The sequence below is a fragment of the Streptosporangium sandarakinum genome, assembly GCF_050942225.1.
Classification (GTDB): domain Bacteria; phylum Actinomycetota; class Actinomycetes; order Streptosporangiales; family Streptosporangiaceae; genus Streptosporangium; species Streptosporangium nondiastaticum.
On the sequence record NZ_CP192035.1, the window covers coordinates 113,617 to 123,456 of the forward strand.

The 9,840-nt window shown below is 71.1% G+C and carries 9 protein-coding genes; 1 reads left to right on the plus strand and 8 read right to left on the minus strand.

What is annotated here, in order from left to right; genetic code table 11:
• Nucleotide 1: 1 nt before the first annotated feature.
• The 8 genes from fxlM to ACQP10_RS38485 form a co-directional block, all read right to left on the minus strand.
• Nucleotides 2-2,056 (minus strand): methyltransferase, FxLD system, encoded by a 2,055-nt coding sequence (fxlM, locus tag ACQP10_RS38450; RefSeq protein WP_433542039.1) that lies wholly within the window; start codon nt 2,054-2,056, stop codon nt 2-4.
• A gap of 34 nt (nt 2,057-2,090) precedes the next feature.
• Entirely contained in the window at nt 2,091-3,164 is a 1,074-nt protein-coding gene (locus tag ACQP10_RS38455) for a lanthionine synthetase C family protein (protein ID WP_433542040.1), read from the minus strand.
• Entirely contained in the window at nt 3,161-5,194 is a 2,034-nt protein-coding gene (locus ACQP10_RS38460; protein WP_433542041.1) for a lantibiotic dehydratase family protein, read from the minus strand. Before ACQP10_RS38460 ends, ACQP10_RS38455 begins: the two co-directional genes overlap by 4 nt.
• A 78-nt stretch (nt 5,195-5,272) precedes the next feature.
• Nucleotides 5,273-5,443 (minus strand): FxLD family lanthipeptide, encoded by a 171-nt coding sequence (locus ACQP10_RS38465; RefSeq protein WP_433542042.1) that lies wholly within the window; start codon nt 5,441-5,443, stop codon nt 5,273-5,275.
• A gap of 263 nt (nt 5,444-5,706) precedes the next feature.
• A complete protein-coding gene (locus tag ACQP10_RS38470) occupies nt 5,707-6,018 on the minus strand; it encodes a hypothetical protein (RefSeq protein WP_433542043.1) in 312 nt (103 codons plus the stop codon).
• A gap of 234 nt (nt 6,019-6,252) precedes the next feature.
• Nucleotides 6,253-6,645 carry a hypothetical protein gene (locus tag ACQP10_RS38475; protein ID WP_433542044.1) on the minus strand — a complete coding sequence of 131 codons (393 nt, stop codon included), beginning with the start codon at nt 6,643-6,645 and terminating at the stop codon, nt 6,253-6,255.
• 240 nt (nt 6,646-6,885) lie between these two features.
• Nucleotides 6,886-8,103 (minus strand): helix-turn-helix domain-containing protein, encoded by a 1,218-nt coding sequence (locus ACQP10_RS38480; protein WP_433542045.1) that lies wholly within the window; start codon nt 8,101-8,103, stop codon nt 6,886-6,888.
• A gap of 297 nt (nt 8,104-8,400) precedes the next feature.
• Nucleotides 8,401-9,108: a hypothetical protein gene (locus ACQP10_RS38485; RefSeq protein ID WP_433542046.1), complete on the minus strand. Its 708-nt coding sequence runs from the start codon at nt 9,106-9,108 to the stop codon at nt 8,401-8,403.
• 244 nt (nt 9,109-9,352) lie between these two features.
• Between ACQP10_RS38485 and ACQP10_RS38490 the strand changes: the two genes are divergently transcribed.
• Nucleotides 9,353-9,607, plus strand: a complete 255-nt coding sequence (locus ACQP10_RS38490) for a hypothetical protein (RefSeq protein ID WP_433542047.1) — start codon at nt 9,353-9,355, stop codon at nt 9,605-9,607.
• Nucleotides 9,608-9,840 lie beyond the last annotated feature (233 nt).

Here is a 9,840-nt window from a genome sequence, read left to right on the forward strand (position 1 = left end):
CTCAGCTCCTGCGTGGCCAGTCGACGACAAGGCGGCTGTAGACCTTGTCGATCACGAAACGCGGATCGGCGGCCACGAGCTGGTCGCAGGCAGCGCCTACGGCCATGCGGAAGCTGGGTTCCGGGGCGGTGTTGCCCCAGCCGCGGTCCCATTCGCCGATCTCGGTGGCGACCTGGTCGGCGAGCTCGGCGGCGCGCGAGCCGTGGCCGATGACGCCGATCTCCCAGAACCGGCCCTGCTCATCTTCGCCTTCGCGGACGGTCAGGTAGGCCAGGGTGTCGCCGTCGAGCGCGGCCATGGAGCCCCAGCCGAAGTGCGGGGTGAAGCCGGGGCGCGACCCCGGCATGCGGGACAGGCCGTTGGGCAGCGCGCACGCGAGGTACAGATACAGCCACTGCCAGGGGTCGCCCTGGCGGAACTTCACGCCGGTGTAGACCGTGGCCGGCGGCTGGTCCAGGACGGTGCGCAGCGCGTCGCGGTCCACGTCCTGCTCGCTGAACGTCTCCAGGCGGACGTTGCCCTCACCGGCCATGGGCACGAGGGTGTAGATGTCGTCGCAGACGCCCTTGCGCAGCGGCACGAACGTCGCCATCTCACACGAGACCGTCCGCCAGATGCCTCCGTCCCGCTCGAATGCGAAGCTGCGGGAGATGCTGCCGCGGATCCGCATCGGGAGGACCAGGCGCCCGCCGGGGGCGAGCTGGTCAAGGATCGGCACGGGGACGTCGCCGGCGCCGACGGTGAACTGGATGCGGTCGAAGGGGGCGTGCTCAGGAAGACCGGCGGCGCCATCGGCCAGCACGGCGGTCACGTTCGACGCGCCGGCCTGCGCGAGGTTCGTGCGGGCGCCGTCGATGAGGTCCTGGTCGACGTCCACGGTCCACACATGGCCGCCGGGGGTCACGAGCCGGCCGAGCAGGCAGGCGTTGTAGCCGGTGGCGGCCCCGGCTTCCAGGACCTTGTGGCCGGGCCGGGCACCCAACTGCTCCAGCTGGGTGGCGACGATCGAGGGCGCGGAGATGCAGGAGATCATCTCGCCCGTCTCGTCGTGCTTGATGGGCACGGCGTCCTCGGCGTACGCGGTCTGGAGGTCAACGTCGCCGAGGAACCGGTGCCGCTCGGTGCGGCGGAAGGCGGTGATGACGTCGGGGCTGCGCAGGTGGCCGCCGTCGATGAGGCGGGTCACGAGCGCTTCGCGCAGCTCGACGGGGTCGGTGGCAGGGGTCACGGTGGTTTCCATTCGGGTGAGGGTAGAGGTCGGGGAGGCCGACCGGCGGGTAGACACGTCGGCTGCCTCCCCGTCGGCGAACGCGACGTGGCGGCCCAGCCACGCGGTTGCGGCCTGCTGGTCGACGGACACTCCGGCGCGGTTGAACGCGAAGATCGCATGGTGGGTGAGGACAGCGCGCAGGCCCCGGGTCAGCCGCCCCTCGGTGGCCAGCCGCCGCAGCCGGTACCCGGCCTGCTCGAACGCGGCGACCCGTTCAGCCCAGCCGGGTTCGGCGTCCGCCCGCTGGGCGGCATCGGCGTTCATGAGGCGCCGCATGGCCGCGGCCGCCTGGTCGAGCCGGGCACCGGTGGGCGGGGTGACGGGGGGCCGCAGGCGGGCGAGCTTCGCCCAGACGTCGCCGATCTCGAACGCATCCAGGCCGGCCGCCCGGTTCATCGCCGACAGCAGCAGGATGCAGCGTTCCCGGGCGTTCGGGCTGCCGGTTTCGGCGAGGGCGGCGGGGCTGTCGGCGCAGAACACCTCGTGGGCGACCTCCATCCCCTCGGGCCCGCCGAACGCGTCGGTCTCCGGCTCGTAGATGCCGCCGACCCAGCCGGTGGCGAACTCATCGGCGACGAGCACGTCCAGCAGGTTCGCCGCCGGGTGTTCGGTGCGCAGCCGCAGCCCGCCGTCCTTGCGCAGGAAGTGGAACCGCTGGTTGTGCAATGCGGACGACAGCGCTTGGGCGGCCGGTCGGCTTACCCCGGCGCCGCCGGGGAACGACACGCTGGCATGCCACCAGCCTTTCCCCTCGGTGACCGGCGGGTCTTCGTCATCGACGTCCATACGTGCAGGTACTCCTTTCGGATGGCGGGTGAGGTCAGGTGATCAACAGGACCCTGGTCCAGCCGGTGGCGTCCGTGCCGTCCAGGGCCAGGCGCGCACCGGCGCGGCCCTCCATGAACCCAGGCTTGGGCAGCCGGTCCAGGTCGGCGGCCAGGCGGTTTCCCAGGTCCTCGATCAGCGGCGCGTACCGGGCCGGGTCGAGGCTGTCGGCGGCGACGGCACGGGTGACGGTCAGCAGGCCGGCCCAGCCGTGGCACAGCGAGGCGTCGGTGATCCGGCTGAGGCGGACCGGGTCGGCCAGGACGCGCGCGACGGTGTCTTCTGCCGCGAGCCGTCGAACCGGGTCGCCGAGGGCGAGCGCGGCCAGTTGCTGGGTGCGGGCGATGCCGATCTCCCCGTAGCACCAGGACGGGCGCGCGACCTGCCGCGTCGGCGGCTCGGGATCGCATAGCTGGTCGTGGGTGACCCAGTAGCAGCAGCCGTATCTGTCCAGCCAGCGCGTGAACACCTCGATGGCGTCGCGCTGTCCCGGTGCCTGGACGCCGTAGCGGGTGGCGAGGGACAGCACCGCCAGGGGGCCGGTGATGCCGTGCGCGATGCCGTTGTTGCCGTGCCCGCCGGGCATCTCCTCGCCGCCGGGTCCGGCGTCCGACCACCACCCCGGCAGCATCCAGTCGTCGACACGGACCGGCCGGGACAGGGAGATGAGGTAGCCCAGCGCCTCCTCCAGCAGCGGCGAGGAGCCGCCGCGGCTCAGCAGCAGCGCGGCCAGCCCGGTCATGCCCTGGATGAGGTCGAACTCCGCCGGATGCGGCAGCGCCCCGGACGCCTGCCGCTGACGCGCCGCGGCCAGCCGGGCGGCCACGACCCGATCGACGGCGTCCCGGACATCGCGGTCGACGCGGCTGGCGCGGCTGAGTACGAACTCCAGCGCCGGGGCGCCGTGGAACAGGGAGGCGTTGGCTCCGGCGCTGACGCCGCCGGCGACCGCCCGCGCCAGACTGGTCCGGGCGGAGGTGAGGTCACCGCGCTCGATGTGCAGCAGCGCCACCCCAAGCGTGCCCTCGGACAGGTCCTGAGTCCGGAGAGGAGCTGTCGTCGCCGTCATGAGCGGACCTTCAGGGGGATGACGAGGCTGTGGGCCCGCCCGCCGATCCAGCCGTCGGCGTCCGGCGGCGGCGCATCATGCAGGACCGCGACACCGGTCGGGCTGGCGGCAAGGTGAGCGCGCAGCAGGTCCAGATGCATGTCCTGGCGCAGATCGAGCGGAAGGTGCTGGTCGTCTTCGGCCAGGAGCACGCGGTCCGGCACGCCGAACCGGCCCCTCCAGGCGTGCAGCCGACCGGCCCACTCCTGCCGCGTCGCGGCGCGGCCGGGCAGCTCCCGGACGGGCAGCTTCCACCGCGCGGACACCAGGATCGACCGCCGGTAGTGCAGCGCCGGGGTGAACGGCAGGACCCAGGCCGCGCCCCAGTCGAACCACGTCACCTGGGCGGTGTGGGCGCGGCTGATCTCGGCCAGGAACCGGGCCAAGGGCGGGGTGTAGTTGTTCCACAGGAAGTTGATCGCGGTCGGCGCGAGGACCTCCACGCGCGTCCCAGTGGCGGCCTCGACCAGGTAAAGGCGGCCATCGCAGACGCCGACCGCCAAGTCGGACGGCACCAGCACGCCCTTGCCGGGATGCCGGAACTCCCCGACGCTGACCAGCCGGGGCAATACCTGCGGGGCGCGGGTGAGCAGGTCGGCCGGGACGCGGCCGGCGTGGAAGGAAAGCTGCACCAGCTCCGCGCCAGGCTCGACCGTGGGCAGGCCGGCGTACGCAGTGCCGACCTGGGGGAACAGGTGCCAGAACCGGCCCGTCATCGCCCCGGCCGCGCGGGAGACGGTGACCACCCGGAGACGGAAGTCCCCGCGCTCCAGGGCCCAAGTTGAACCGGCTTGGACCTGCACGCACACTTCGAGATGCGGCGGGGTGGCCGTGCGCGGGTCCGCGGCGGCCTCCAACCGCTCGATCACCGCCTCGGACAAGGCCACCGATCGGCGTCCTTCGACGGCCGCGGTGCCGGCCAGTTCCAGAAGCAGCCGGTCCCGGCGGGTCATCGGGCGGGGCGGGACGGACGCCTGGCCGAACCCCTCGGGAAAGCCCAGACCCTTCTCGGGGTCGGTCACCAGCTCCAGCGGCACCTCGGCGCCGTCGCCGTAGCGGTCGGCGAACCGCTCGGCGTACCGGCGCCACGCCGGGGTCCCAGCCGGATACATGGCGAGCCGGGTCAACACCGTCGCGGCGGTCTCCGCCTCTCTCGCCACCGCCTCCGGCAGCCGCACCGTGGCGTCCAGCCGCAGATCCGGTGCCGCCGCTCTGATCGGGGTGCTGCGCAGGGCGGCCGGCAGGGGGCTGGCGGGGTCGACGACGGTGGCGGGAGCGCGCAGCGACGACCGCAGCAGCCGTACCCGCAGCAGCTCGGCCAGCAGGGCGGCCCGGTGGTGTTCGCCGGTGCCGGGGAACTCGGCGGCGAGCTTGTCGGCCAGGGCCGAGTACCGGATCGGCTCCTGGGCCGCATCCAGCACTAGCGTGACCGCGGGCGTCAGCGCGAGCGAGAACTCCGCGGCGCCCTCGGACGGCACGTGAAGGCGTCTGCCTTGCCGGCGTGCCAGGGTGTTGACGCATACCTCGATGTCGGCCATCCGCTCACGATCGGTCTCCCAGGCGCTGATCGCCGTGTCCAGCGCTGCCGGGTCCGGCCGGACAACCGCCTGGTGCTGCTCCCCGAAGCGGGCCTCGGCCACGTCGCCGAAGTCGACCAGTGTGACACCGGCGAACAGGCCGAACGGTGTCGAGCGGCGCGTGTACCTGATGGCGTACCGGGCGGTGGCCAGCGCCGCCCGGCGCGCCCGGTGTGCCTTCGGCGAGTACCCGCCGAGGATCGCCTGAACCTGGTGGTGCAGGTCCGGACTGGCACCGGCCACTGCCTGCTGGAAGGCGTCATCGGCCCACACCGCGGCCAGCCACGAACGCCAGCGTTCGAGCGGAGCCTCAGGCTCCGGCCAGGGCGGCAGGGGCGGCCCGGTGAGGTGGACCGCAGCGCGCAGCATCCCCTCGCCGGTGCCCTGGTACAGGCTGTGTCGTGAGCGCGTCATCACCCACACTCCGTTCTAGGACGGGCGTGGGCCGGACGAAGCAGCTTCGTCCGGCCCACGCCAGCGGGCCGGCCTGGACTATGAGGTGGTGCAGGCGCTCGGGCAGGAGGTCCCGCAGTTGTCGCCGGTGCTGCACGCCAGCGCCGTCGCGGCGGCCGGCGTGTTCTCGATGAGGGTGATGTTGAGCCCGAACGGGTCGTCGGCGTGCTCGCGCGGTTCGGCGCTCGGCGTGATGGTCGGCGTGGTCATCTGTGCTCCTCCTTGTTGAGGGTGAGGATCGGCGCCGTTGCCGTCTCCTCGGCAGGGCAGAGGACGTGATGGGGGCGCCCGCGAAGCGAGCAAGACGGGCGCCCCCCACGGCCGGAAGGGCAAGGGGTCTCCAGGCCCTCGCCCCAGGTGCGGGTCCGGCCGTGTCTCCTACGCGCGGCCCCGGTGTACGCGTCGCACCACCGTGCGCAGGAAGTTGGAACGCGGCGGCCACGCTGAGATGGCTCCGCGTGGCCGCCGCGCGATCAGACAGCCGATGCGGCGCGGGCCTGTTCGGCGATCCGGCGCGCGACATCGGCCAAGTCGCAGGATGAGATCAGCTTGGCCGGTCTGCCCAGCTCGGGCCCCCAGTAGATGACCTCGGCGCTGTAACCGGTCCACACGGTCAGACTCTCGCCGATCAGCAGGCGAGGCTGGCCGTCCTCCCGGACGAACGTGAAGGGCACCTCGTAATCGGTGAGCATGGCTTGGAGCTGGTTCAATACGCGGGTGGCCGGGCCCCACTGTGCGATCTGCTGGAGCTGGTCGCTCGCGGGGGTTCCTGGTATCGGGATCATGTGGTGTTAGGTCCTCTCGTGCGGTGAGAGCCGGCGGGGAGAGAGATGCGGCCCCGGGGTCTTCCGGCGACGGAAACCGGTGATCGTCCCGGGGCCGCCTCTGGCGGTCATTCGGCGGCCGACACTTGGGGCGTGGGCCTGGCCGCTGCGGACCCGCCAGAGCTGAGGGTCAGACGGGCGGGTGGGACGCCTCGGCGGCCTGTCTTCGCGTGGGGCAGCGGGGCTGCTCTGCGGTCATGACACCTTCTCCACGATGCGCAGGAGCTCCGCGAGGTCTTCCGGGGTGCCCGCCTCGACGAACGGGGCGGCGGCCAGCTCGGGGCGCGTGGGCGCCGCGCAGAAGCGGAGGTCGCCGGCGAACCGCAGGATCGTCCACCCGGGGAAGGCGCGGCGTAGCTTCAGCACGGGGTCGTCGGCGAGCTGGGCGGCCAGACGCGAAGCCGCTCCTTCGGGGTCGCTGATGGGGTGCTGGACCCACAAGCCACTCTCGCCGGGCCAACGGAACCGCTCGGCGTTGCACCACACCAAGACGCCTTGGGCGATGCTCAGCGTGGGGTAGCCGCTGCTCATCACCATGACGTCGGAGTCGAGGGTGGGGACGCCGCAGTCGGTGAGGGCGGCGCGCAACAGCTCGACGGCGCGGCCTGGGGAACGCTGGCCAGGCCGGTACCGGCGCGGTAGGGCACCCGCGACGCCAATGGAAGACTGCGGGTTGGGAGCAGTTGGAGGAGCCGCAGACAGCTCGGGAGGCTGGGGCATGCTCTTAGTGAACGCCCCGTGACAGAGGCCGGTAGGGAGGGTTACTCCCCCCTTGTCGAGAGAGAGCCTTCCTCCCCACCGAAGGGGGAGCGATCCTCCCCCTTGACGTCAGGCAGCGGGTATGAGCCGGATCTTGTGCGCCAGGTCGCGGGCCTCGTCCCGTACGGTCGCCCCGCCGGTCGCCATCAGCTCGCTCACCGTCGAGCGGGTGAACATGTTGTAGGAGATCGTGTCGGGGCTGATGTCGTGCGCCTTGTTGAGCAGGTGGATGGTCGCCACCGGCTCCTTCTTCAGGTAGAAGCCGCGAGCGATCTCCACTGTGTGGAACGCGCGGCGCGTCTTCGACGGGATGGTGGTCAGATCGATCCGGTCGCCTTGCCGGGTGGCCTCGTGGCCGTTGGTGAGGTCCGCGGCCATCGTCACCGCGTAGGCGTCCACCATGCCGGGCCCGAACATCAGCCACGGGTGGTGCCCGTCCAGTGAGTGAGCGGCCCGGCGCGCCTCGTCCCAGTGATGTTCGGCGTCACCGCGGCGGCCCGTCTTGGCGTAGGACAGGGCCATCGCGAGCTGGAGCAGACCCCACAGGCTACGGTCGTCGTGGTCGTCGTCGGGCCGTAGCAGCCGCCCGGCCTGGTGGGCGAGGTCGATGCGGGCCTCGGCCTGTTCGCCGGCGTCGCGCCACACGTGGTTGAGGTACCAGGTCGCGGCGGCCATGGCCTTGGGGTCGTCGGCGTCCTGGGCGGCCTGCATCGCGCGGTCGCTGGCCAGCAGGATGAGTTCCGGATACGGCTGGAAGGCCAGGTAGAGCTGGGCCAGGTGGTAGACCTGCGCGAGTGAGACCAGCGCACGCCGCCGGTCGGAACCTTCGAGAAGCCGCACGGAGGTGCGGGCGTCGACCAGCAGGCGGGGCAGGATAGTCGCCACGGCGGTCCGCTGGTTCGGGGAGCCGTGCCAGACCATCCACGCCTGGGAGACGTTGGCCGCTAGGACATCAGCGGATACCGGCTCGCGGTCGGAGACGACCAGTGGGTAGGCGGACAGAGCCTCGGTGATGGCCGGCGCCTGCTCGTGGGTGCGCTTGGTGTAGGTGGCCATGGTGAGCCGCTGTTCGCCGGTGAGTTCGGCGAGGTCGTTGACGTGCAGGATCTCGGCCATGCGGATCAGCATGCTCAGGCCGGGCATACCGATCTTGCCGGTCTCGATGGCCTTGGCCCATGCTTCGCTGCGACCGCATAACTCCCCCAGCACGGCGCGGGACATACCGGCCCGGTCGCGGAAGAACCTGACCCGGCCGCCGAAGGTGGTGAGCGTGTTATCTTCGGGCATAGCCCTGCCCCTTCCCTGATGACTCGACATCCTCAGGTTAGATGTGCAGGGCTCACTCATGTCAGGGGTAAGGCTTTCCCACTCGGAACTTCCGCTGGCGGCGGTGTCACGGCGCGTTTCTGCCGTATTCCGGCCGTTCCCGTGCCAGAGGGAGACCTACGCCATGCCGTTGCCGCAGGCCACAGTGCAGAAGCGCCCTAGAAGGTGAGCAGGGAGACAGACCAAGTGCCGGGGCCGAAAGCACAAGGTGCTGCTGCGCGGAGACCGGTGGCGGCTCGTCTTCGGCAGCCCTGTGGATCAGTCCTCCTCATCGTCGTCCGGCGGGTAGAGCCAGTCAAACGCCTTGCCCACCTGGGCGGCGCACGTCTGCGCGACACTCAAGGCGCTCACTCCGAACGCCGTGTTCGCCACCCCCGAGACCCCGCCGTTCGTCAGCATGAACTCGAAGGCCAAGAGGAACGTGACCGCGCGGACGTACCACACGACCATCAACCGGACCTGCTCGCGGGTGAAGGATGGTTCGCCCGGCTCCTGGGGGAAGCCCATCGGGGGCAGGGGGCTGTAGGTCGACCCGGGGTCGAGGTCGTCGTCCGGCTCCTCAGGTTCGGCGGGTTCCGCCCCCGGGATGGGCTCCATCAGGGGTGGGACGTCCGGGAGCATGTGGTGGGCGAGCGTATCGGTGAAGTCCCGGAAGATGCGCGTCGCCGCAGCGTTCTCGGCGAGGTCGGCCAGGATGCTGTTCACCGCGCTGAAGATCGCAGGGTCCACCGTCAGCGCAGGGCCGCGAACCAGGGAACGGGTCAGGTCGGGCAGTTGCGGCTTCATGGCCTGCATGAGCGAGCCCATGGCCCGGCTCATCGCGGGCTCCACCAGGAGCGTTTGCATCCGCCGCATGGTGGACGTCATCTCCGGGTGGGTGGAGATGGCGCGGAGCAGCTTCTCCTGCTGAAGGGCCGCTCGCGCCCCGGGAAGGTCGGGGATGCGCAGCCGGGGGGAGTCAGTCACACGCGGCACTGTACCTGGGGCGGGACGGGTGCGGCGGGAGCTGCGGCTGACGTAAATCATGACATTCCGTGATTCGTCCGAATAGAGGAGTCACATTCGTGGGCGACACGCCGCCCGAAACCCTGTCGTGGTGGTTCTGGTTCAGATATGGTCAGCGACCATGAGTGGAATGCAGCCCGGACGAGCCGCCCGACCCCGCGGCGCGAAGCCTGGCCGCGTCCCCAAGGGGGGACACCGGCAGAGCGTGCGCTTCACGCATGAGGACATCTACCAGCGTGCTCAGAACACCTGGCAGGTGCTTGGGTTCGACTCGTTCTCTTCCTACGTCGACTTCACCCTCGCCCTCGCGCTGGGCAAGTGGCGGGAGTTCGGCTTCTCCTCGGAGGAGGCGGGGCGGGACTACCTCGCCGCGCTCGGCCGCGGAGAGTTGGTCTCCCCGCCGCACCTGCGCCACGCCCAGGCCGCGATGCTGCCACTCGCCGAAGACTGCGCCGCCTGATGCAGCGGAGCACCCGTAAGCCCTCTCGTAAGGAGACGCCCGCCACGCTGATCTGCGGCTAACTCCATACAGCAAGAAGGCCCCCGCGCTATCGCCGACCAAAGCTTCTGCGCGGAGACCTTCTCCCAAGTGACATCCGGCCCGGCTCGTTTCGGCTAGAGCGCTGTTGCGTGCCTGGCCGGTGTCTGACGTCAGGAGCCACGATAGACGATGGCGCCCTGGCTCGGCCAGTC

Coding starts and splice junctions, on each gene's coding strand:
- fxlM (WP_433542039.1), bottom strand. CDS start 2,056: ATGGACGTCGATGACGAAGACCCGCCGGTCACCGAGGGGAAAGGCTGG.
- ACQP10_RS38455 (WP_433542040.1), bottom strand. CDS start 3,164: ATGACGGCGACGACAGCTCCTCTCCGGACTCAGGACCTGTCCGAGGGC.
- ACQP10_RS38460 (WP_433542041.1), bottom strand. CDS start 5,194: ATGACGCGCTCACGACACAGCCTGTACCAGGGCACCGGCGAGGGGATG.
- ACQP10_RS38465 (WP_433542042.1), bottom strand. CDS start 5,443: ATGACCACGCCGACCATCACGCCGAGCGCCGAACCGCGCGAGCACGCC.
- ACQP10_RS38470 (WP_433542043.1), bottom strand. CDS start 6,018: ATGATCCCGATACCAGGAACCCCCGCGAGCGACCAGCTCCAGCAGATC.
- ACQP10_RS38480 (WP_433542045.1), bottom strand. CDS start 8,103: ATGCCCGAAGATAACACGCTCACCACCTTCGGCGGCCGGGTCAGGTTC.